We start from the raw sequence: 20226 nt of genomic DNA, 5'->3' as shown, positions 1-20226 counted from the left end.
TTCAACCAGCTTCGGCGAAGTTACTTCTTGGCCTCGGGGGCTTCGGCGTCGTCGGACGCTGCGGCCTCGTCGGTGGAGGAAGCGGTGTCGGCGGGCTCTGCAGCCTCGGTCGACTCTTCGGTCTCGGAGGGTTCAGCGGTCTCGGTCGCCTCGACGGTCTCGGAGGGTTCAGCGGTCTCGGTCGCCTCGACGGTCTCGGCGGACTCGACCGGCGCTGCGGTCTCCTCGACGGTCTCGGCGGACTCGACCGGCGCTGCGGTCTCCTCGGCCGGAGCGGCGGGGGCTGCCTTGGCCTGCTCGGCCTCGGCTACGACTGCCTGCTTGGCGGACAGCGGCTCCAGGACCAGCTCAATGACAGCCATGGGAGCGTTGTCGCCCTTGCGGTTGCCGATCTTGGTGATGCGGGTGTAGCCGCCCTCGCGGTTGGCGACGGCCGGTGCGATCTCAGTGAAGAGCTCGTGAACGATGCTCTTGCTGCTGATGACGCCCAGGACGCGGCGGCGCGAGGCGAGGTCGCCCTTCTTGGCGAAGGTGACGAGACGCTCGGCGTAGGGGCGGAGCCGCTTCGCCTTGGTGACGGTGGTGGTGATGCGCTTGTGCTCGAACAGCGAGGCGGCCAGGTTGGCGAGCATCAGGCGTTCGTGCGCCGGACCGCCTCCGAGGCGTGGGCCCTTAGTGGGTGTGGGCATGGTTATTTCTCCTCATAGTGGACCTGACCGCCGCCGGGCGGCGGTCAGGCAGTTAGCGTATTAGAGCTCTTCGTCGCCGTAGGCGGCGTCGTCCTCTTCGATGGCAGCGGCGCGGGCGGCAAGGTCGAACCCGGGAGGGGAATCCTTCAGGGACAGACCGAGCTCAACGAGCTTCGCCTTGACCTCGTCGATAGACTTCGCGCCGAAGTTGCGGATGTCCATCAGGTCGGCCTCGGAGCGGGCAACGAGTTCACCCACGGAGTGGATGCCCTCACGCTTGAGGCAGTTGTAGGAGCGGACCGTCAGCTCGAGATCCTCGATCGGCAGCGCCATGTCGGCGGCCAGGGCCGCGTCCGTAGGCGAAGGACCGATTTCGATGCCTTCGGCCGCGATGTTCAGTTCGCGGGCCAGCCCGAACAGCTCAACCAGGGTGGTGCCTGCCGAAGCGACGGCGTCGCGCGGGGCGATGGCGTCCTTGGTTTCGACGTCGACGATCAGGCGGTCGAAGTCGGTGCGCTGCTCAACACGGGTCGCCTCGACGCGGAAGGTGACCTTCAGGACCGGCGAGTAGATGGAGTCGACCGGGATGCGGCCGATCTCCGAGTCGCCGGACTTGTTCTGGGAGGCCGAGACATAGCCGCGCCCGCGCTCGATGGTCAGCTCGAGCTCGAACTTGCCCTTCGAGTTCAGGGTGGCGATGTGCAGGTCGGGGTTGTGGAACTCCACACCGGCCGGCGGTGCGATGTCTGCCGCGGTCACGACGCCGGGGCCCTGCTTGCGCAGGTACGCCACGACGGGCTCGTCGTGCTCGGAGGAGACCGCGAGGTTCTTGATGTTCAGGATGATCTCGGTGACGTCTTCCTTGACACCGGGAACCGTCGTGAATTCGTGAAGGACTCCATCGATGCGGATGCTTGTGACAGCTGCACCGGGGATGGAGGACAGGAGGGTACGGCGGAGGGAGTTGCCGAGGGTGTAGCCGAAGCCAGGCTCGAGGGGCTCGATCACGAACCGCGAGCGGTTGTCGGCGACTACTTCTTCAGTCAGGGTGGGGCGCTGTGCAATAAGCACGTACATTTCCTTTCAGGGTGCATCCGCTATATGACGCAACACAAATGGTGGAAAGGGATAGCTGATGAGCCGGCTCAAAAGCTTTGGATAACGGCACCGAACCGCCCTGCGGCAGCCGGGGCTGCTGCAAGGCGGTACGGTGGCCGAAAAGCCGATTAGACGCGGCGGCGCTTCGGGGGGCGGCAGCCGTTGTGGGCGCTGGGGGTGACGTCCGAGATGGAGCCGACCTCCAGGCCGGTGGCCTGCAGCGAGCGAATTGCGGTTTCGCGTCCGGATCCCGGGCCCTTGACGAAGACGTCGACCTTGCGGACGCCGTGCTCCTGAGCGCGCTTCGCGGCGGCTTCAGCAGCCAGCTGCGCAGCGAACGGGGTGGACTTGCGTGAGCCCTTGAACCCAACCTCACCGGCGGAGGCCCAGGAGATGACTGCTCCGCTGGGGTCCGTGATCGAGACGATGGTGTTGTTGAAGGTGCTCTTGATGTGCGCCTGGCCGAGCGCGATATTCTTCTTATCCTTGCGACGCGGCTTGCGCACCGCTCCACGAGTCTTGGGGGGCATTACTTCTCCTACGAAGGTTTTGGTTTTAGAAAGGGGGACCGCTGAACAGAGGTCTCCACTGGCGAAGATTCCCTGGTGTGACGAGCGCTAGCGCGTCACGTTAGGGAGCCAGCGGGGATTTAGCGGCCGGCCTTCTTCTTGCCTGCGACGGTGCGCTTCGGGCCCTTGCGGGTACGAGCGTTGGTCTTCGTGCGCTGTCCACGCACGGGAAGGCCGCGGCGGTGCCGAATGCCTTCGTAGCTGCCGATTTCGACCTTGCGGCGGATGTCGGCTGCGACCTCGCGCCGGAGGTCACCCTCAACCTTGAAGTTTCCTTCAACGTAGTCGCGGAGCTGGACGAGCTCTGCATCGGTGAGGTCCTTCACGCGGGTGTTGGGGCTGATGCCCGTATCCGCGATCGTCTTCTCTGCACGGGTCTTGCCCACGCCGTAGATGTAAGTAAGCGCGATGACTACCCGCTTTTCGCGGGGGATGTCTACGCCAGCGAGACGTGCCATAGAGGCTGTTCTCCTTTGGTGATACCGGAGGTCTGAGCCAAAGCGTACCCGGAAGGTTTTCCGGTCCCCGGCCTCCGTACCGGGGGTGTGCACTGCGCTGATGCGCGGTGCTGCTTTGCCTTAATGAACTGAACTACGCGTGGGGTCGACCTCTAAAGAGGCTGATTAACCCTGGCGCTGCTTGTGGCGCGGGTTTTCGCAGATGACAAGAACGTTGCCCTTGCGGCGAACCACCTGGCACTTTTCACAGATCCGCTTCACGCTCGGGTTGACCTTCATGGTTTTCCTTCGAGTTGATTCTTATTTGTAGCGGTAGACAATACGGCCCCGGGTGAGGTCGTACGGGCTGAGTTCCACTACTACCCGGTCCTCAGGAAGGATTCGAATGTAGTGCTGGCGCATCTTTCCCGAGATGTGGGCGAGAACAATGTGACCGTTGGCCAACTCAACGCGGAACATCGCGTTGGGCAGCGCCTCGTTCACAGTGCCTTCAATCTCAATGACACCGTCTTTCTTGGCCATATCCTCCGCTAACGTCGATGCCCACCGCTTGCACGGTGGACGGGTTTGGGTTTTGATTGTCTGACCTCGGGGCGGCGACGGCTCGTAAGCCGGCGGGCCGCCCGGCCCGAAATGGGCACAAAAAGCAGAGACAACCAACAGACAACACTACGCCATGGGCGCGGAGAAGTTAAATCGGCGTTCCGCGGAAGCGGCCGGACGGGGGCTCAGGCGCGGACGGGAACCGGGACGACGCCGAGCGGTTCGAGCTTCGACGCTCCGCCGTCCTCGGCGCTGAGCACCCAGATGCCGCCGTTGTGGACGGCCACGGTGTGCTCCCACTGCGAGGCGCGCTTGCCGTCGGTGGTGACCACCGTCCAGTCGTCGTCGAGCACCTTCGTCTCGAGTCCCCCCAGGACCAGCATCGGCTCGATGGCCAGGCAGAGCCCGGGGCGGACCTTCGGCCCGCGGTGCGAGCTGCGGTAGTTCAGGACGTCGGGCTCCTGGTGCATCCGGGTGCCGATGCCGTGACCCACGTAGTCCTCGAGGATGCCGAGCCGCTGGCCCGGGAGCTCCGAGACGTAGTCGTCGATGGCGGCCCCGATATCGCCCACGTGCTTGGCCCCGGCGAGGGCGGCGATCCCCCGCCACATCGCCTCCTCGGTGACCTGCGACAGGCGCACGTCCTCCTCCCGCGGCGTCCCCACGATGGTGGTGCGTGCAGAGTCGGCGTGCCAGCCGTTCACGACCGCGCCGGCGTCGATGGAGATGATGTCCCCGTCCCGCAGCACGTAGTCCCCGGGGATGCCGTGGACCACCTCCTCGTTGACCGAGGTGCAGATGCTGGCGGGGAAGCCGTGGTAGCCCAGGAAGTTCGAGGTGGCCCCGGCCTCCCGGAGCACCTCCTCGAACACGGCATTCAGCTCGCGGGTGCTCACCCCCACCCGGGCGGCCGAGACCGCTGCGTCGAGGCCGCGGGACAGCACCAGGCCGGCCTCGCGCATGCTCAGGATCTGGCGGGGTGTCTTGTACTCAATCTTGGGCTGACGCAAAGTGTCCGGCGGCCTAGCTGGCGACCTTGAGCGCGTTCATGACCCGCTCGGTGACCTCGTCGATGCTGCCGATCCCGTTCACCTGGGTGACGATGCCGCGCTCGGCGTACTGCGAGACGACCGGCGTGGTCTGCTCGTGGTACAGGCGCAGCCGGTGCCGGATGACGTCCTGGTTGTCGTCGCTGCGCCCGTCGAGGGACGCACGGCCCAGCAGCCGGCGCACCAGCTCCTCGTCCTCGGCGGTGAGCTGAAGCACCACGTCGAGGCTCAGGGAGTTCTCGGCGAGGATGTCGTCGAGCTCGGCCACCTGGGCGGCCGTGCGCGGGTAGCCGTCGAGCAGGAAGCCGTCCTGCACGTCGTCGGCCTTCAGCCGGTCGCGCACCATGCTGTTGGTGACGCTGTCGGGCACGAAGTCCCCCGCATCCATGTACTTCTTCGCCTCGACACCCAGGGGCGTCTCGCGCTTGACGTTGTCGCGGAAGATATCCCCGGTGGAGATGGCGACCACGCCCAGGCGCTCGGAGATGCGCGCTGCCTGCGTTCCCTTGCCCGAACCCGGAGGGCCGATAATCAGCATTCTTGTCATCGGAGGAGCCCTTCGTAGTTGCGCTGCTGCAGCTGCGCGTCGATCTGCTTTACGGTTTCCAGCCCCACGCCCACCATGATCAGGATCGACGTGCCGCCGAACGGGAAGTTCTGGTTGGCGCCGATCGCCACCAGGGCGATCAGTGGGATCAGGGCGACGAGGCCCAGGTAGATCGCGCCCGGCAGGGTGATGCGGGAGAGCACGTACTGCAGGTACTCCGCCGTGGGGCGGCCGGCCCGGATGCCCGGGATGAAGCCGCCGTACTTCTTCATGTTCTCGGAGACCTCGTCCGGGTTGAACGTGATCGCCACGTAGAAGTACGTGAAGAACACGATCATGAAGAAGTACACCGCCATGTACAGCGGGTGGTCACCGGTCGCGAGGTAGGTGGTGATCCAGTTGACCCACTCCGGCGGCGGCGTCTGGCCGTCCGTGGGGGTGTTGAACTGCGCGATCAGGGTCGGCAGGTACAGCATGGAGGACGCGAAGATCACGGGGATCACGCCGGCCATGTTGACCTTGATCGGGATGTAGGTGCTGCTGCCGCCGAGGGTGCGGCGCCCGATCATCCGCTTGGCGTACTGCACGGGGATGCGGCGCTGGGACTGCTCGACGAAGATGACGAGCGCCACGACCACCACGCCCATAAGCATCACGCCCAGGAAGACTGTCCAGCCCTGGGTGCGCAGGATTTCGCCGAGGGAGGTGGGGAAGCTTGCCACGATGGCGGTGAAGATCAGCAGGGACATGCCGTTGCCGACACCCCGCTCGGTGATCAGCTCGCCCATCCACATGATGAGGCCGGTGCCCGCGGTGAGGGTGATGATCAGCAGGATGATGGTGATCAGGGAGTCGTCCGGGATCAGCGGCACCGGGCAGTCGCCCAGCAGTGCCCCGGAGCGCGCGAGCGACACCAGCGTCGTCGCGTTGAGCAGGCCGAGGGCGATCGTGAGGTAGCGCGTGTACTGGGTCAGCCGTGACTGGCCCTGGGCGCCTTCCTCATGGAGTTCCTGGAAGCGGGGGATCACGACGCGCAGCAGCTGCGTGATGATGCTCGCGGTGATGTAGGGGGTGATTCCCAGGGCGAAGACCGACACCTGCAGCAGGGCACCGCCGCTGAACAGGTTGACGAACTCATAGAGGCCGCCCTGCGTGTTGCCAAGGCTCAGGCACTGCTGGACGTTGCCGTAGTCGACTCCGGGGGCCGGGATGAAGGCGCCGAGCCGGAAGATGGTGATGATGCCCAGCGTGAACAACAGCTTGCGCCGCAAGTCTGGCGTCCGGAATGCCCGGCCAATAGCGCTTAGCAAGCGTCCTCCTGAAGGTCTTGGATGTCCGAAGCGGACAGTACACAACAACCGAGTCTAACGGTCGAAACCCGATGTCTTGGAACCGGGCGGTGATGAGCCGGCGCTTAAGCCGGAAAACTCCTGGTGGGCCGGATTGCACCGGCCCACCAAGAGTCTAGTTCCTGGCCGTGGATGAACACAGCCGGATCACGAGCAGATCTGCCTAGAGCTGGCTGATTGAGCCGCCGGCGGCAGCGATCTTCTCGGCTGCGGTCGAGGAGAAGCGGTGAGCCTTCACATCGACTGCCACGGTGATGTCGCCGGTCCCCAGCACCTTCACGGGCTGGTTCTTGCGCACCGCACCCAGGGCGACGAGCGACTCGACGGTCACATCGCCACCGTTGGGGTAGAGCTCCGAGATCTTGTCCAGGTTCACAACCTGGAACTCGACGCGGAACGGGTTCTTGAACCCGCGCAGCTTCGGCAGACGCATGTGCAGCGGCAGCTGGCCGCCTGCGAAGCCTGCCTTCACCTGGTAGCGGGCTGCGGTTCCCTTGGTACCACGGCCTGCCGTCTTGCCCTTCGAACCTTCACCACGGCCCACGCGGGTCTTCTTGGTTTTGGCTCCGGGGGCCGGACGCAGGTGGTGGACCTTCAGAGCGTGAACGCGCTCCGTCTTTCCTTCGGCTACAGCCGTTGTCTTTTCCTCTGCCATTACTTGGCCTCCTCAACCTTCAAGAGGTGCGGAACCGTGTTGACCATGCCGACGGTCACAGCATCGGCTTCACGGACCACGGTGTGGCCGATCCGCTTCAGTCCGAGGGACCGCAGGGTGTCGCGCTGGTTCTGCTTGCCGCCAATGGCGGACTTGATCTGAGTGATCTGCAGCTTCGCCGTGCTCACCTGCACGCGCTTGGGAGTGATCGCGGTCATTACGCACCTACCTTCTGTGCTGCGATGGCGCGGAGCATCTGGTGCGAGGCAACCTCGTCCAGCGGCAGGCCACGGCGGGCAGCCACGGCCTGGGGCTCTTCGAGCCTCTGCAGCGCGTCAACGGTCGCGTGAACGATGTTGATGGCGTTGGAGGAACCGAGGGACTTCGACAGGACGTCGTGGATGCCGGCGCACTCGAGGATCGCGCGGACCGGACCACCGGCGATAACACCGGTACCCGGGGACGCGGGACGAAGGAGCACGACGCCGGCAGCGGCTTCACCCTGCACCAGGTGCGGGATGGTTCCACCGATGCGCGGAACGCGGAACATCGTCTTCTTGGCTTCCTCGACGGCCTTCTGGATGGCCGAGGGAACTTCCTTGGCCTTTCCGTAGCCGACGCCGACCATGCCGTTGCCGTCGCCTACCACCACGAGGGCGGTGAAGCTGAAGCGGCGGCCGCCCTTGACGACCTTGGCGACGCGGTTGATGGTGACGACGCGCTCAATGAACTTGTCCTTGTCGTCACGGCCGCCGTCGCGCCCGTCGCGGCCACCACGGCCGCCACGGTCGCTCTTGCCGCCACGCTCGCCGCCGCGCCCGCTTCCGCGGGAGCCACGGTCGCCTCGGCTGTCGGCCGATGCGGTCTCAGTCGAACCGGCAGCCGGGGCGTCGGTTGCTGGCTGCTCTGTAGCCGTATTCAATGGCGCTTCCTTTGCCTTGTTTTCTTCGGTCACAGTGACAGCCCACCTTCGCGTGCGCCGTCTGCGATGGCCGCAACACGGCCGTGGTACTTGTTACCGCCGCGGTCGAAAACGACAGCTTCGATACCTGCAGCCTTCGCGCGCTCTGCAACGAGCCCGCCAACACGCTTGGCCTTGGCGGTCTTGTCGCCGTCAAAGGCCCGCAGGTCCGCTTCGAGCGTCGAGGCGGAAACCACGGTGATGCCCTTGGTGTCGTCGACGACCTGCACGAATACGTGGCGGGCCGAACGGTTGACGACGAGGCGCGGACGGGCGGCGGTCCCCGAGACGCGCTTGCGGACGCGCAGGTGGCGGCGTCCGCGGGAGGCGGACTTGCTCTTGGAGGTGCGCTTCTTATTGATGCTGATTGCCATGGTTACTTACCGGCCTTTCCGACCTTGCGGCGGATGATCTCGCCTGCATAGCGGATGCCCTTGCCCTTGTACGGGTCGGGCTTGCGCAGCTTGCGGATGTTTGCAGCGACCTCGCCGACCTGCTGCTTGTTGATGCCCGACACCGAAAGCTTGGTGGGGGAATCGACAGTCAGGACAATGCCCTCGGGGGCCTTGACGGCAACCGGGTGGCTGTAGCCCAGAGCGAACTCCAGGTCGCTTCCCTTGGCCTGGACACGGTAACCCGTGCCCACGATCTCAAGGTTCTTCTTGTACCCCTCGGTGACTCCGACGATCATGTTGGAGATCAGCGTGCGGGTGAGGCCGTGCAGTGAGCGCGAAACACGCTCGTCATTGGGCCGGCTGACGGTGATGGTGGTGTCCTCAAGCGAGACCTCGATCGGGCTGGGCACGGTGTGGCTCAGCTCGCCCTTGGATCCCTTGACGGAAACTTCACTGCCGTTGACCTTGACCTCAACACCTGCAGGTACGGTGATGGGGAGACGTCCAATACGTGACATTTTTCTTTCCCTTCCCGCTACCAGACGTAGGCGAGGACTTCCCCACCCACACCCTTCTTGGATGCCTGGCGGTCCGTGAGCAGACCGGAGGACGTGGACAGGATGGCAATTCCAAGGCCGCCCAGCACGTGGGGCAGGTTGGTGGACTTCGCGTAAACGCGGAGACCCGGCTTGGAGATGCGGCGGATGCCGGCGATTGAGCGCTGGCGGTCCGGGCCGAACTTGAGGTCGATGGTCAGCTTCTTGCCGACCTCCGCTTCCTCTTCCTTCCAGCCGGCGATGTAGCCCTCGGCCTTCAGGATGTCGGCTACGCGAGCCTTGAGCTTGCTGTACGGCATCGACACTGAGTCGTGGTACGCCGAGTTTGCATTGCGCAGACGCGTGAGCATGTCTGCGACAGGATCTGTCATTGTCATGTGGGCTCTTGCCCTTCCTCGTAACGGTTTCCGGATCCCGGGTCAGGAACGGGCTTTCGCTCGCCCCGGCCGGAACGGACCTGCAACGTAGTTAGATTAATCTTCGGATTTGAACGGGAAGCCAAGCGCCTTCAGCAGCGCGCGGCCCTCGGCGTCGGTCTTGGCGGTGGTGACGACGGTGATGTCCATGCCACGCACGCGGTCGATACGGTCCTGGTCGATCTCGTGGAACATCGACTGCTCCGTGAGGCCGAAGGTGTAGTTGCCGTTGCCGTCGAACTGCTTGCCGTTGAGGCCGCGGAAGTCGCGGATACGGGGCAGGGCGAGGGACACCAGGCGGTCGACGAATTCCCACATGCGGTCGCCGCGCAGCGTCGCGTGGGCGCCGATGGGCATACCCTCACGAAGCTTGAACTGGGCGATGGACTTGCGGGCCTTGGTCACCTGGGGCTTCTGGCCGGTGATCGCGGTGAGGTCCTTGACGGCGCCGTCGATGAGCTTGGAGTCCTTGGCGGCATCTCCAACACCCATGTTCACGACAACCTTCACCAGGCGCGGAACCTGGTTGACGTTGGCGTAGCTGAACTCTTCCTGCAGGGCAGACTTGATTTCAGCGGCGTAGCGGGCCTTGAGGCGAGGGAGAACCTTGGTCTCTGCGGTTTCAACAGTCATTACAGATCCTTCCCTGATGACTTGGCCACGCGGATGCGGACGGTGCGCTGCCGGCCGTCGCGCTCGACGGTCTCGGTGCGGTAGCCCACGCGGGTCGGCTTCTTGGTCTCGGGATCAACGATGGCAACGTTGCTGATGTGCAGCGGTGCCTCGACGACCTGGATTCCGCCGCCGTGGCTGTGACCCTCGTGCTGGGTGGCCTTGGTGTGCTTGGTGATCCGGTTGATGCCCTCGACGAGCACGCGGTTGGTCTCCGGGAACACCTTGAGGACCTTGCCCTGCTTGCCGCGGTCGCCGCCGCGCTCCTGCTTGGCTCCGGTGATGACCTGAACCAGGTCACCCTTCTTGATCTTGAGCTTTCCAGTCTTCTGTGCCATGGGCTAGAGCACCTCCGGCGCCAGTGAAATGATCTTCATGAAACGCTTGTCGCGCAGTTCGCGGCCGACAGGGCCGAAGATACGGGTACCGCGGGGGTCGCCGTCGTTCTTCAGGATCACTGCTGCGTTTTCATCAAACTTGATGTAGGAACCGTCCGCGCGGCGGCGTTCCTTCTTGGTGCGGACGATGACCGCCTTGACGACGTCGCCCTTCTTGACGTTGCCGCCGGGGATTGCGTCCTTGACGGTGGCGACGATAACGTCGCCGATGCCTGCGTAGCGGCGTCCGGATCCTCCGAGAACACGGATGGTCAAGATTTCCTTGGCCCCCGTGTTGTCGGCGACCTTGAGCCGCGACTCCTGCTGAATCACTTATTACTCCTGTCGTCGCGCTGGTTCTCTCATCGAGCCTTGCGGAACGGATATGGGTGGGCCCCGTAATACTGGTACTCAGCACAAACGCGCGCCGAAACGCGCTGCGGTTTAGAGCGGATTTGTGTTGAACAAGATCATCGGGCTTTTGCCTATTTGCCGGTGTGAGGGCATGCGCCAGCCCACCAGACAGACAAGATTCTTATCGTATCGCGAAAATGCCCCGGACACGAATCCGTGTCCGGGGCATCTGCGCAGCTGGTGCTACTTGGCCTTTTCGATGACCTCGACCAGGCGCCACCGCTTGGTGGCGGACAGCGGCCGGGTCTCCGAGATGAGAACCATGTCGCCGATGCCGGCGGTGTTCTCTTCGTCGTGGGCCTTGACCTTCGACGTACGGCGCAGAACCTTGCCGTACAGTGCGTGCTTGACGCGGTCCTCGACCTGGACGGTGATGGTCTTGTCCATCTTGTCCGAAACGACGTAGCCGCGGCGGACCTTGCGGTATCCGCGTGCCTCGGCGTCGGTCACGGGTGCGTTTTCGCTCTTCTGCTCACTCATTTGGCGTCCTCCTCAGAAGCCTCGGTGTCCACGGACTTGGCGTGCTTCGTGGAGGCCTTCTTGGATTTCTTGGCCGGCTTTTCCTCGGTCTTTGCTTCCTCAACGGTCACAACGACGTCGGGCCGGATGCCCAGCTCGCGCTCACGCAGCACCGTGTAGATGCGGGCGATGTCGCGCTTGACCAGGCGCAGGCGGCCATGGCTCTCCAGCTGGCCGGTGGCCGACTGGAAGCGGAGGTTGAACAGCTCCTCCTTGGCCTTGCGGAGCTCCTCGACGAGACGATCCTTGTCGAACCCGTCAAGCTGATCCGTTCCTAGTTCCTTTGAACCCACTGCCATGCTATTCACCACCCTCACGACGCACGATGCGTGCCTTCAACGGCAGCTTGTGGATCGCGAGGCGCAGGGCTTCGCGGGCTACCTCTTCGGAAACACCGGACAGTTCAAAGAGAACCCGTCCCGGCTTGACGTTGGCCACCCACCACTCGGGCGAACCCTTACCGGAACCCATGCGGGTTTCGGCAGGCTTCTTGGTCAACGGGCGGTCCGGATAGATGTTGATCCAGACCTTGCCGCCACGCTTGATGTGGCGGGTCATGGCGATACGGGCCGACTCGATCTGGCGGTTGGTGACGTATGCCGGGCTCAGAGCCTGGATACCCCATTCGCCAAAGCTGACCTCGGTGCCGCCGGTCGCAGCGCCGGAACGACCCGGGTGGTGCTGCTTACGGAACTTGACTCGACGTGGGATAAGCATTTAAGCCTGTCCTCCTTCAGCCGCTGCGGGTGCTGCGGCGGTTTCGGCGGGTGCAGCTGCCGGCGCCTCGGCGGCGGGACGGCGGCGGCGGTCTCCGCCACGGTCGCGGTCGCCACCGGCGGGGCCACGGCCCGGACGGTCTCCGCCACGGCCACGCGACGGAGCTGCTGCAGCCTGGGCTGCCAGTTCCTTCGCGGTGACGTCACCCTTGTAGATCCAGACCTTCACGCCGATGCGGCCGAAGGTGGTCTTGGCTTCGAAGAACCCGTAGTCGATATTCGCGCGGAGGGTGTGCAGGGGCACACGGCCTTCGCGGTAGAACTCCGAGCGGCTCATTTCGGCGCCACCCAGGCGGCCGGAGCACTGGACACGGATGCCCTTGGCTCCTGCGCGCTGTGCCGACTGCATTGCCTTCTTCATCGCGCGGCGGAAGGCCACGCGGGAGGAAAGCTGCTCGGCGACGCCCTGGGCGACAAGCTGTGCCTCGATCTCGGGGTTCTTGACCTCGAGGATGTTCAGCTGAACCTGCTTGCCGGTGAGCTTTTCGAGCTCGCCGCGGATGCGGTCCGCTTCGGCGCCGCGACGGCCGATGACGATGCCCGGACGTGCCGTGTGGATATCCACGCGGACACGGTCGCGGGTGCGCTCGATCTCGACCTTGGCGATGCCGGCGCGGTCCATGCCCGTGGACATGAGCTGACGGATCTTGATGTCCTCGCGGACGAAGTCCCTGTAGCGCTGGCCCGGCTTGTTGCTGTCAGCAAACCAGTGAGACCTGTGGTCCGTGGTGATGCCGAGTCGGAACCCATGCGGGTTTACTTTCTGTCCCACTTAGCGGACCTCCACTTTCTCAGGGGTAGCGACTACAACTGTGATGTGGCTGGTCCGCTTGTTGATGCGGAACGCGCGGCCCTGGGCACGCGGACGGAACCGCTTCATCGTGGGGCCCTCATCGACAAATGCTTCGCTGATGACCAGGTCGCCCTCGTCGAAGGCAACGCCATCGCGGTCCGCGAGAACGCGGGCGTTGGCCATTGCCGACTGAACTACCTTGAATACCGGCTCTGAAGCAACCTGTGGGGCAAACTTCAGAATAGCCAGAGCCTCATTCGCCTGCTTACCACGAACAAGGTTGACGACGCGCCGGGCCTTCATAGGCGTTACGCGGATATGACGCGCAATTGCCTTGGCTTCCATTGCTTTCCTTCTCTCGTCTTAGCCGTAAAAGCCAGCGCCTAGCGGCGCTTGCCCTTGCGGTCGTCCTTAACATGGCCGCGGAAGGTCCGCGTAGGAGCGAATTCGCCGAGCTTGTGCCCGACCATCGACTCGGTGACAAACACCGGAATGTGCTTGCGCCCGTCGTGCACCGCGATCGTGTGCCCGAGCATGTCGGGGACGATCATGGAGCGGCGGGACCACGTCTTGATGACGTTCTTTGTGCCCGATTCGTTCTCGCGAGCGACCTTTACGTAAAGGTGCTGATCGACGAAGGGGCCTTTCTTCAGGCTGCGTGGCATGTTCCCAGGCTCCTATCGCTTGTTCTTGCCGGAACGACGGCGACGCACAATGAGTGAATCGCTTTCCTTGTTGGGACGGCGGGTGCGTCCCTCTGCCTTGCCGTTGGGGTTGACCGGGTGGCGTCCACCGGAGGTCTTACCTTCACCACCACCGTGGGGGTGGTCAACGGGGTTCATGGCCACACCACGGACGGTCGGGCGGATGCCCTTCCAGCGGTTACGGCCGGCCTTGCCCCAGTTGATGTTCGACTGCTCGGCGTTGCCGACCTCGCCGACCGTTGCACGGCAGCGGACGTCGACGTTGCGGATTTCGCCGGAGGGCAGACGCAGCTGGGCGAAGCGGCCTTCCTTGGCGACGAGCTGGACGGACGCACCGGCGGAGCGGGCCATCTTGGCGCCGCCGCCCGGACGGAGCTCCACAGCGTGGATGACCGTACCAACGGGGATGTTGCGCAGCGGAAGGTTGTTGCCGGGCTTGATGTCAGCCCCGGCTCCGGCCTCGACGAAGTCGCCCTGCTTGAGCTTGTTCGGCGCAACGATGTAGCGCTTGGTGCCATCAACGTAGTGCAGGAGTGCGATGCGCGCCGTGCGGTTGGGATCGTATTCGATCTCAGCTACGCGGGCGTCAACGCCGTCCTTGTCGTGGCGGCGGAAGTCGATCAGACGGTACTGACGCTTGTGTCCACCACCCTTGTGACGGGTCGTGATCTTGCCGGTGTTGTTACGGCCGCCCTTCTTGGGGAGCGGACGCACCAGGGACTTCTCCGGTGTCGATCGTGTGATTTCTGCGAAGTCGGCAACGCTGGAGCCGCGGCGGCCCGGCGTTGTCGGCTTGTATTTACGGATTCCCATGTGTCATTTCCTCGTTAAAGTGGTCTCCGCTCTAGGCGAGCGGACCGCCGAAGATGTCGATTGTGCCTTCTTTGAGGGACACAATGGCACGCTTGGTGCCCTTGCGCTGTCCCCAGCCGAACTTGGTGCGCTTGCGCTTACCGACACGGTTGATGGTGTTGATCGAGTCGACCTTGACGGAGAAAATCTTCTCCACGGCCAGCTTGATCTCTTCCTTGTTGGAACGCGGGTCGACCAGGAAGGTGTACTTACCTTCGTCGATCAGGCCGTAGCTCTTTTCCGAGACGACGGGTGCAATGACGACGTCGCGCGGATCCTTTGCGATGCTGCCGCTCACTTGGCCTCCTCCTTCGATGTTGCGTCAGCCGACTGGACGAACTCGTCGTAGGCGGCCTTCGTGAAGATCACATCGTCGGAAACCAGCACGTCGTACGTGTTGAGCTGGTCAACGTACAGCACGTGAACCCCGGGGACGTTGCGTACCGACAGTGCCGATACGTCGTTGGCGCGCTCGATGACCACGAGCAGGTTGGGCCGCTCGGAGATCGAACGCAGCGTCTCGATAGCACCCTTAGTCGACGGCTTCTCGCCGGCCACCAGGGACTCAAGAACGTGGATGCGGCCGTTGCGGGCGCGGTCCGAGAGGGCTCCGCGCAGGGCGGCGGCCTTCATCTTCTTGGGGGTGCGCTGGCTGTAGTCGCGGGGCGTGGGCCCATGGACAACGCCACCACCGGTCATGTGGGGGGCGCGGATCGAACCCTGGCGGGCGCGGCCGGTGCCCTTCTGCTTGAACGGCTTGCGGCCTGCACCGCTCACCTCGGCGCGGGTCTTGGTCTTGTGGGTACCCTGACGGGCAGCCGCAAGCTGGGCCACGACAACCTGGTGCAGCAGCGGCACGTTCGTCTGAACGTCGAAGATCTCGGCGGGGAGATCGACCTTTACTGTTTGGACAGCCATCTGGCTATGCTCCCTTCACGGCAGTGCGTACGAGGACGACCTGGCCGCGGGCGCCGGGTACAGCGCCCTTGATCAGCAGCAGCGACTTCTCGGCGTCCACGCCGTGAACCGTGAGGTTCAGCGTGGTCTGGCGAACGGCGCCCATGCGGCCTGCCATTTTCATGCCCCGGAAGACGCGGCTGGGGGTGGACGCACCACCGATGGAGCCGGGCTTGCGGTGGTTCTTGTGGGCACCGTGCGAGGCACCGACGCCGTGGAAACCGTGGCGCTTCATGACGCCGGCAAAGCCCTTGCCCTTGGTGGTGCCGATAACGTCGACCGTCTGGCCGGCAGCGAACATCTCAACGGAGAGTTCCTGGCCCAGCTCGTAGGTGTCGGCGTCGGCGGTGCGCAGCTCGACCACGTGACGGCGCGGGGTGACCCCGGCCTTATCGAAGTGGCCTGCCAGCGGCTTGGTCACCTTGCGGGGGTCGATCTGGCCGAAGCCGATCTGCACGGCGCTGTAGCCGTCCTTGTCCGCGGTGCGCAGCTGCGTGATGACGTTCGAGTCCGCCTGAACGACGGTGACAGGAACGAGGATGTTGTTCTCATCCCAGACCTGGGTCATGCCGAGCTTGATGCCCAGCAGGCCCTTGACCTGGCGCGTAAGTGAAGTAGACATGTGTATCCGCTCTCCCTTACAGCTTGATTTCGATGTTCACGTCCGCAGGCAGGTCGAGACGCATCAGCGAATCAACGGCCTTAGGCGTGGGGTCAATGATGTCGATCAGACGCTTGTGAGTCCGCATTTCGAAGTGCTCACGGCTGTCCTTGTACTTGTGCGGGGACCGGATCACAACGAAAACGTTCTTCTCCGTCGGCAGCGGCACGGGGCCAACTACCGTAGCGCCTGCGCGCGTCACCGTCTCAACGATCTTCCGCGCTGAAACATCAATGACCTCGTGGTCATATGACTTCAGCCGGATGCGGATCTTCTGTCCCGCCATGGCGTCTCGACTCTCTCTCTACATGAAAACTGCCGGGGGCAGTTCCGGTACGTACATTGTCTGCGCCCGTTGTTCGGCGCTCCCCCACAGGCTGAATCCGGACGATTCCGGGTTCCTCACCCTGCTGAGGCTCCGACCCCCGCGCTCGGGCGTGTCGCGTTTTTCTCGACACGCACATTCCGCGCATATCAGCCAGGCTGAACGGGATGGATTATATTTGGGCCACGCTGACCGGTGAACCTTGACCCTGCATCAGGCATTATCCTGACCGGGACCCGGGTCTCAAACCGCACGCGCAAGCACTTGAACAACTTGTCTAGTCTGGCAGAGATACCGCGCAAACGCCAATCCGCGGGGATTTGCGGCTATCTGGGCGGCGTGTCGTGCCCGGCGCGCGGGGGTGACGAGCCTCTCCCCCGGCCGGCCGCAGTGCGTCGGGTGCCGCGCCGGGCGGAGGGAGCCGCCGGACGGCGGGAGCCGCGCCGGCTGCGCCCGATTACGGCCCGCGCACCTAATCCCGATCAGCACGCCTGGAAGCGACCTGCGGACCGGAAATACCGGGGCGCTTTGTCGTTTTCGGGTTAGAACGTCGCCATGAGGAGGTCTCCGACCTGCCTCTGGCCCGCCGCCGACGCCGCGCTGGCCGGGACTGTCGCCCCTCCCGCCATGCATGCCACGCTGGCCGGAGCCTTCACCCCGCTCGCCGCGCTCAGGAGCCAGCACGACCAGCGCGCCCTACTACTGCCAGCGCGCCTGGAAGCGACCTGCGGACCGGAAATACCGGGGCGCTTTGTCGTTTTCTGGCTCGGCCGACGTTTCAAAGTGCGCCGGTCGTTGCGGATTGCAACCACCCCTGCCGGGCACTGGCAATCTGATAGATGCGTCGACGCGCTCCAGAGAGTCAGCTGGTTCTTATCCTTGGGCGCGAAGTACACGCGCCGGAATGACGGGTCGCCCAGGAACAAGGCCTGCCGAGGTGAGAAGGTCACGCAAGAATGCAGGATCTCGAAGGTCGTCCCAGGTCCAGCGCACGACACGCAGCCCGAGCGCCCGCAGCCGGTCTTCTCTGCGCTTTTCCTCGATGACGACCTCGCTGGGGGTCCTGCCGTTGAGGAACTCCGGCTTCGAGTACTTCACCAGCCCATCGAACTCCCCTACGTGACGCGCCTCCGGCCAGTAGAAGTCGACCCGGCCGATGAATCCCCGCGCATCGGTGAACACCCGCTGCAGTTCCGGCGCCTGAAAGCCCATCACCATGACCTGCACCCGGCTCAGGGACTCCCCCGGTGACTCTGCGTCGCCGCGGGCAAATTCGAGCACCGCTGCGAGCCGCGTCCGGGCTGCAGCCGTGCGTGGCATCTGCTCCAGCTCGGAAAACCGTCCCAGATCGGTCGTTCCCCGACGCAGCGCTTCATCGAGCGCGAGGACGCCGGCAGGGAAACCCGAACCGACGGCGAGGGCGACGATCGTGGACTCGAGCGAGGTCACCTGCAGCCCGGAAATCCGGATCACCGGGGGCGCAGCCGAAGAGCTGCAATGACGCCGGACCCCTCCCCGGGAGTGCGCCGAGCCGTCGGCGATTTGCTGGACATGCACGTGGGAAGGAACCGTGACGAGCGGTAGTCCATGGACCAGCGCCGCCGTTTCACGGCAAAAGACGGGTGGGCGGTGCGCTGTCAGGTGCACGGCCAGGATCCTCATTCGATAGCGGTCCCATCGATCGAGGACGGCCCACCTTTCGCTGGTGACATAGAGCCCCTGCCGGATCCGCACCAGTTCTCCTGCTGCGCAGCTCCGCTGAAGCGATCGGGAGCTCCGGCCCTGAGCCGAGAGTTCCGCAGTCGACAGCACTAAGGTTCTGAGCGTGGAAAACGTCGTCATGTCTCAACATTGACGGCGAGGCCCCGCTTCGCCCGCCGCCGCCGTCGGTATGTGGACAGGGACCCTGGACCGCGGCAGTGGCGGCGTTGCAGATCGCGACCGGCATCCCTGATTGCGACGAACGCACCGCATAAATCCGGCACCACGGTCGCTTTCGAGGGCGGCCGACGCCTTCGCGGCGCCTTCGGGTGTGCCCGACGCTTTCGGGTGCGCTGACGGCGACCCCCGGCTCTAATGGGGTACCCGTCGACGGGTCAAAGTCCACCGCCGACGCTTAAACTGTGGGTGTCCATCGGAACGAAAGGAGTTTTGCCATGCTCAGCACCAGCAAGGCGACGACGATCCTGCCTGTGAGAGACATGGACCGTGCACGAATGTTCTATGAGGAGTCCCTCGGCCTCACGCCAACGGGCCCCATGGAGGAGGGAACCTTCCTCTTCAGCGACGACGGCCGCAACGGAATCGAGCTCATGCTGAAACCGGACGGTGGTCCCTCCGGCAACACGGAAGTCAGCTTCGAGGTGGAGGACCTCGCATCTGAACTCAAAACTTTGGAGTCGAAGGGAGTCCAGTTCGAGGACTACGACCTCCCCGGCCTGAAGACCGTCAACCATGTCGCAGAAAGCGAAGCCCATAGGGCGGCCTGGTTCACCGACACGGAGGGGAACATCCTCTGCCTCCATGAGATCGTGAGCTGAGTCGACCCGGGCGGCTGACAGGGAGTGAAGGGCTCGAGCCCCGGACGACGAAAGGCGTGACACACAAAAAGGCCCCGCTGCCGAAGCAGCGGGGCCCTTCCATTAAGACTCAGGCAGTCGGAAGACTACTTGATGATCTTGGTGACACGTCCTGAACCAACGGTGCGGCCGCCTTCGCGGATAGCGAAGCCGAGGCCCTCTTCCATTGCGATCGGCTGGATGAGCGCAACGGTCATCTCAGTGTTGTCGCCGGGCATAACCATTTCGGTGCCCTCGGGGAGGGTGATGACGCCGGTTACGTCCGTGGTGCGGAAGTAGAACTGCGGGCGGTAGTTCGAGTAGAACGGGTTGTGACGCCCGCCCTCGTCCTTGGCCAGGATGTAGACGTTGGCCTCGAAGTCGGTGTGCGGGGTGATCGAACCCGGCTTCACGATGACCTGGCCGCGCTCGACATCTTCGCGCTTGATGCCGCGGAGCAGCAGGCCACAGTTCTCGCCGGCCCATGCCTCGTCGAGCTGCTTGTGGAACATCTCGATACCGGTAACCGTGGTCTTCTGGACCGGACGGATGCCGACGATCTCGACCTCGGAGTTGATCTTCAGGGTTCCACGCTCGGCGCGGCCCGTAACAACGGTGCCACGGCCGGTGATGGTGAAGACGTCCTCGACAGGCATGAGGAAGGGCTTGTCCTTGTCGCGGATCGGGTCCGGAACGGACTCGTCCACAGCAGCCATCAGGTCCTCGACAGACTTGACCCACTGGGCGTCGCCCTCGAGGGCCTTCAGGCCGGAAACGCGGACGACGGGAGCTTCGTCACCGTCGAAGCCCTGCGCGCTGAGCAGCTCGCGGACCTCCATCTCGACGAGGTCAAGCAGTTCCTCGTCTTCGACCATGTCGGACTTGTTCAGCGCGACCAGCAGGTAGGGAACACCAACCTGGCGGGCGAGCAGAACGTGCTCGCGGGTCTGGGCCATCGGACCGTCGGTGGCAGCAACAACGAGGATGGCGCCATCCATCTGTGCCGCACCGGTGATCATGTTCTTGATGTAGTCAGCGTGACCGGGAGCGTCTACGTGTGCGTAGTGGCGCTTCTCAGTCTGGTACTCAACATGCGAGATGTTGATGGTGATGCCGCGCTGCTTCTCCTCGGGAGCCGAGTCGATCGACGCGAAGTCACGCTGCTCGTTGAGAGTGGGGTACTTGTCGTAAAGCACCTTGGAAATGGCAGCCGTCAACGTCGTCTTTCCATGGTCAACGTGACCGATGGTGCCGATGTTAACGTGCGGCTTAGTCCGCTCGAACTTTGCCTTCGCCACGGGTTCCTCCTAGAACGTTTGAGAAGATTTGCTT

Annotated in this window: 32 protein-coding genes; 1 reads left to right on the top strand and 31 read right to left on the bottom strand. The window is 64.1% G+C overall.

Features of this window, described 5'->3' with window-relative positions; all coding sequences use genetic code 11:
- Positions 1-20 precede the first annotated feature (20 nt).
- From rplQ to I6N91_RS05690, 30 genes are all read right to left on the bottom strand, one after another.
- On the bottom strand, positions 21-689 hold the full coding sequence (rplQ, locus tag I6N91_RS05835; protein WP_198811501.1) for a 50S ribosomal protein L17: 669 nt from the start codon (positions 687-689) through the stop codon (positions 21-23).
- Positions 690-749: 60 nt separating this feature from the next.
- Positions 750-1760, bottom strand: coding sequence for a DNA-directed RNA polymerase subunit alpha (locus I6N91_RS05830; protein WP_120165531.1), 1011 nt, complete (start codon positions 1758-1760; stop codon positions 750-752).
- 155 nt (positions 1761-1915) lie between these two features.
- Positions 1916-2317, bottom strand: a complete 402-nt coding sequence (gene rpsK / locus I6N91_RS05825) for a 30S ribosomal protein S11 (RefSeq protein WP_120164773.1) — start codon at positions 2315-2317, stop codon at positions 1916-1918.
- A gap of 119 nt (positions 2318-2436) precedes the next feature.
- On the bottom strand, positions 2437-2814 hold the full coding sequence (gene rpsM / locus I6N91_RS05820) for a 30S ribosomal protein S13 (RefSeq protein WP_120164771.1): 378 nt from the start codon (positions 2812-2814) through the stop codon (positions 2437-2439).
- Between the two features lie 165 nt (positions 2815-2979).
- The gene (gene rpmJ / locus I6N91_RS05815; protein ID WP_043440658.1) at positions 2980-3093 is read right to left on the bottom strand and encodes a 50S ribosomal protein L36; all 114 of its coding nucleotides are present in this window, start codon (positions 3091-3093) and stop codon (positions 2980-2982) included.
- 21 nt (positions 3094-3114) lie between these two features.
- Positions 3115-3336 carry a translation initiation factor IF-1 gene (gene infA / locus I6N91_RS05810; RefSeq protein ID WP_019481515.1) on the bottom strand — a complete coding sequence of 74 codons (222 nt, stop codon included), beginning with the start codon at positions 3334-3336 and terminating at the stop codon, positions 3115-3117.
- A 206-nt stretch (positions 3337-3542) separates the two neighbouring features.
- Entirely contained in the window at positions 3543-4367 is an 825-nt protein-coding gene (map, locus tag I6N91_RS05805) for a type I methionyl aminopeptidase (RefSeq protein ID WP_269823059.1), read from the bottom strand.
- 13 nt (positions 4368-4380) lie between these two features.
- Entirely contained in the window at positions 4381-4953 is a 573-nt protein-coding gene (locus I6N91_RS05800) for an adenylate kinase (protein ID WP_198811499.1), read from the bottom strand.
- A complete protein-coding gene (gene secY / locus I6N91_RS05795; protein WP_120164766.1) occupies positions 4950-6263 on the bottom strand; it encodes a preprotein translocase subunit SecY in 1314 nt (437 codons plus the stop codon). The genes I6N91_RS05800 and secY overlap by 4 nt, the downstream gene beginning before the upstream one ends.
- Before the next feature lie 202 nt (positions 6264-6465).
- Positions 6466-6957 (bottom strand): 50S ribosomal protein L15, encoded by a 492-nt coding sequence (gene rplO / locus I6N91_RS05790; RefSeq protein ID WP_120164765.1) that lies wholly within the window; start codon positions 6955-6957, stop codon positions 6466-6468.
- Entirely contained in the window at positions 6957-7175 is a 219-nt protein-coding gene (rpmD, locus tag I6N91_RS05785; RefSeq protein WP_120164763.1) for a 50S ribosomal protein L30, read from the bottom strand. Before rpmD ends, rplO begins: the two co-directional genes overlap by 1 nt.
- Complete coding sequence (gene rpsE / locus I6N91_RS05780) at positions 7175-7912, bottom strand: 30S ribosomal protein S5 (protein ID WP_120164761.1); 738 nt, start codon at positions 7910-7912, stop codon at positions 7175-7177. The genes rpmD and rpsE overlap by 1 nt, the downstream gene beginning before the upstream one ends.
- Entirely contained in the window at positions 7909-8292 is a 384-nt protein-coding gene (gene rplR, locus I6N91_RS05775) for a 50S ribosomal protein L18 (protein ID WP_198811497.1), read from the bottom strand. The genes rpsE and rplR overlap by 4 nt, the downstream gene beginning before the upstream one ends.
- Positions 8293-8294: 2 nt before the next feature.
- Entirely contained in the window at positions 8295-8831 is a 537-nt protein-coding gene (gene rplF, locus I6N91_RS05770; protein WP_198811496.1) for a 50S ribosomal protein L6, read from the bottom strand.
- A gap of 17 nt (positions 8832-8848) precedes the next feature.
- The gene (gene rpsH, locus I6N91_RS05765) at positions 8849-9247 is read right to left on the bottom strand and encodes a 30S ribosomal protein S8 (protein ID WP_043440638.1); all 399 of its coding nucleotides are present in this window, start codon (positions 9245-9247) and stop codon (positions 8849-8851) included.
- Between the two features lie 96 nt (positions 9248-9343).
- Positions 9344-9919: a 50S ribosomal protein L5 gene (gene rplE / locus I6N91_RS05760; RefSeq protein WP_120164756.1), complete on the bottom strand. Its 576-nt coding sequence runs from the start codon at positions 9917-9919 to the stop codon at positions 9344-9346.
- Entirely contained in the window at positions 9919-10296 is a 378-nt protein-coding gene (rplX, locus tag I6N91_RS05755) for a 50S ribosomal protein L24 (protein WP_120164755.1), read from the bottom strand. Before rplX ends, rplE begins: the two co-directional genes overlap by 1 nt.
- A 3-nt stretch (positions 10297-10299) precedes the next feature.
- A complete protein-coding gene (gene rplN / locus I6N91_RS05750) occupies positions 10300-10668 on the bottom strand; it encodes a 50S ribosomal protein L14 (protein WP_049829173.1) in 369 nt (122 codons plus the stop codon).
- Between the two features lie 264 nt (positions 10669-10932).
- Complete coding sequence (rpsQ, locus tag I6N91_RS05745; protein ID WP_198811494.1) at positions 10933-11229, bottom strand: 30S ribosomal protein S17; 297 nt, start codon at positions 11227-11229, stop codon at positions 10933-10935.
- Positions 11226-11567 (bottom strand): 50S ribosomal protein L29, encoded by a 342-nt coding sequence (rpmC, locus tag I6N91_RS05740; protein WP_198811492.1) that lies wholly within the window; start codon positions 11565-11567, stop codon positions 11226-11228. The genes rpsQ and rpmC overlap by 4 nt, the downstream gene beginning before the upstream one ends.
- A gap of 1 nt (position 11568) precedes the next feature.
- Complete coding sequence (gene rplP, locus I6N91_RS05735) at positions 11569-11985, bottom strand: 50S ribosomal protein L16 (protein WP_049829176.1); 417 nt, start codon at positions 11983-11985, stop codon at positions 11569-11571.
- The gene (gene rpsC, locus I6N91_RS05730; protein WP_120164750.1) at positions 11986-12816 is read right to left on the bottom strand and encodes a 30S ribosomal protein S3; all 831 of its coding nucleotides are present in this window, start codon (positions 12814-12816) and stop codon (positions 11986-11988) included.
- A complete protein-coding gene (gene rplV, locus I6N91_RS05725) occupies positions 12817-13182 on the bottom strand; it encodes a 50S ribosomal protein L22 (RefSeq protein WP_120164749.1) in 366 nt (121 codons plus the stop codon). It abuts the gene before it with no gap.
- A 38-nt stretch (positions 13183-13220) separates the two neighbouring features.
- Complete coding sequence (rpsS, locus tag I6N91_RS05720; RefSeq protein WP_026549122.1) at positions 13221-13502, bottom strand: 30S ribosomal protein S19; 282 nt, start codon at positions 13500-13502, stop codon at positions 13221-13223.
- A gap of 12 nt (positions 13503-13514) precedes the next feature.
- Entirely contained in the window at positions 13515-14354 is an 840-nt protein-coding gene (gene rplB, locus I6N91_RS05715) for a 50S ribosomal protein L2 (RefSeq protein WP_120164747.1), read from the bottom strand.
- A gap of 31 nt (positions 14355-14385) precedes the next feature.
- Complete coding sequence (rplW, locus tag I6N91_RS05710) at positions 14386-14691, bottom strand: 50S ribosomal protein L23 (protein ID WP_120164745.1); 306 nt, start codon at positions 14689-14691, stop codon at positions 14386-14388.
- Positions 14688-15311 (bottom strand): 50S ribosomal protein L4, encoded by a 624-nt coding sequence (gene rplD, locus I6N91_RS05705; RefSeq protein ID WP_120164744.1) that lies wholly within the window; start codon positions 15309-15311, stop codon positions 14688-14690. The genes rplW and rplD overlap by 4 nt, the downstream gene beginning before the upstream one ends.
- A gap of 4 nt (positions 15312-15315) precedes the next feature.
- Entirely contained in the window at positions 15316-15972 is a 657-nt protein-coding gene (gene rplC, locus I6N91_RS05700) for a 50S ribosomal protein L3 (protein ID WP_120164742.1), read from the bottom strand.
- A 16-nt stretch (positions 15973-15988) separates the two neighbouring features.
- Positions 15989-16297: a 30S ribosomal protein S10 gene (gene rpsJ, locus I6N91_RS05695; RefSeq protein WP_026531952.1), complete on the bottom strand. Its 309-nt coding sequence runs from the start codon at positions 16295-16297 to the stop codon at positions 15989-15991.
- A 912-nt stretch (positions 16298-17209) separates the two neighbouring features.
- Positions 17210-18070, bottom strand: a complete 861-nt coding sequence (locus I6N91_RS05690; RefSeq protein WP_198811490.1) for a hypothetical protein — start codon at positions 18068-18070, stop codon at positions 17210-17212.
- 422 nt (positions 18071-18492) lie between these two features.
- Between I6N91_RS05690 and I6N91_RS05685 the strand changes: the two genes are divergently transcribed.
- Positions 18493-18876, top strand: coding sequence for a VOC family protein (locus I6N91_RS05685; protein ID WP_198811488.1), 384 nt, complete (start codon positions 18493-18495; stop codon positions 18874-18876).
- Between the two features lie 125 nt (positions 18877-19001).
- Here I6N91_RS05685 and tuf read toward each other — a convergent pair whose 3' ends face one another.
- On the bottom strand, positions 19002-20192 hold the full coding sequence (gene tuf / locus I6N91_RS05680) for an elongation factor Tu (RefSeq protein WP_120164739.1): 1191 nt from the start codon (positions 20190-20192) through the stop codon (positions 19002-19004).
- Positions 20193-20226 lie beyond the last annotated feature (34 nt).

Origin of the sequence: Arthrobacter sp. MSA 4-2 (assembly GCF_016405885.1) — a bacterium.
Classification (GTDB): Bacteria; Actinomycetota; Actinomycetes; order Actinomycetales; family Micrococcaceae; genus Arthrobacter_D.
Note: the sequence above shows the minus strand (reverse complement) of the source record. Positions and strands in the feature narration are given on the sequence as shown.

Coding starts and splice junctions, on each gene's coding strand:
- rplQ (WP_198811501.1), bottom strand. CDS start 689: ATGCCCACACCCACTAAGGGCCCACGCCTCGGAGGCGGTCCGGCGCAC.
- rpsK (WP_120164773.1), bottom strand. CDS start 2,317: ATGCCCCCCAAGACTCGTGGAGCGGTGCGCAAGCCGCGTCGCAAGGAT.
- rpsM (WP_120164771.1), bottom strand. CDS start 2,814: ATGGCACGTCTCGCTGGCGTAGACATCCCCCGCGAAAAGCGGGTAGTC.
- rpmJ (WP_043440658.1), bottom strand. CDS start 3,093: ATGAAGGTCAACCCGAGCGTGAAGCGGATCTGTGAAAAGTGCCAGGTG.
- infA (WP_019481515.1), bottom strand. CDS start 3,336: ATGGCCAAGAAAGACGGTGTCATTGAGATTGAAGGCACTGTGAACGAG.
- I6N91_RS05800 (WP_198811499.1), bottom strand. CDS start 4,953: ATGACAAGAATGCTGATTATCGGCCCTCCGGGTTCGGGCAAGGGAACG.
- rplO (WP_120164765.1), bottom strand. CDS start 6,957: ATGGCAGAGGAAAAGACAACGGCTGTAGCCGAAGGAAAGACGGAGCGC.
- rpmD (WP_120164763.1), bottom strand. CDS start 7,175: ATGACCGCGATCACTCCCAAGCGCGTGCAGGTGAGCACGGCGAAGCTG.
- rplR (WP_198811497.1), bottom strand. CDS start 8,292: ATGGCAATCAGCATCAATAAGAAGCGCACCTCCAAGAGCAAGTCCGCC.
- rplF (WP_198811496.1), bottom strand. CDS start 8,831: ATGTCACGTATTGGACGTCTCCCCATCACCGTACCTGCAGGTGTTGAG.
- rpsH (WP_043440638.1), bottom strand. CDS start 9,247: ATGACAATGACAGATCCTGTCGCAGACATGCTCACGCGTCTGCGCAAT.
- rplE (WP_120164756.1), bottom strand. CDS start 9,919: ATGACTGTTGAAACCGCAGAGACCAAGGTTCTCCCTCGCCTCAAGGCC.
- rplX (WP_120164755.1), bottom strand. CDS start 10,296: ATGGCACAGAAGACTGGAAAGCTCAAGATCAAGAAGGGTGACCTGGTT.
- rpsQ (WP_198811494.1), bottom strand. CDS start 11,229: ATGAGTGAGCAGAAGAGCGAAAACGCACCCGTGACCGACGCCGAGGCA.
- rpmC (WP_198811492.1), bottom strand. CDS start 11,567: ATGGCAGTGGGTTCAAAGGAACTAGGAACGGATCAGCTTGACGGGTTC.
- rplP (WP_049829176.1), bottom strand. CDS start 11,985: ATGCTTATCCCACGTCGAGTCAAGTTCCGTAAGCAGCACCACCCGGGT.
- rplV (WP_120164749.1), bottom strand. CDS start 13,182: ATGGAAGCCAAGGCAATTGCGCGTCATATCCGCGTAACGCCTATGAAG.
- rpsS (WP_026549122.1), bottom strand. CDS start 13,502: ATGCCACGCAGCCTGAAGAAAGGCCCCTTCGTCGATCAGCACCTTTAC.
- rplB (WP_120164747.1), bottom strand. CDS start 14,354: ATGGGAATCCGTAAATACAAGCCGACAACGCCGGGCCGCCGCGGCTCC.
- rplD (WP_120164744.1), bottom strand. CDS start 15,311: ATGGCTGTCCAAACAGTAAAGGTCGATCTCCCCGCCGAGATCTTCGAC.
- rplC (WP_120164742.1), bottom strand. CDS start 15,972: ATGTCTACTTCACTTACGCGCCAGGTCAAGGGCCTGCTGGGCATCAAG.
- rpsJ (WP_026531952.1), bottom strand. CDS start 16,297: ATGGCGGGACAGAAGATCCGCATCCGGCTGAAGTCATATGACCACGAG.
- I6N91_RS05685 (WP_198811488.1), top strand. CDS start 18,493: ATGCTCAGCACCAGCAAGGCGACGACGATCCTGCCTGTGAGAGACATG.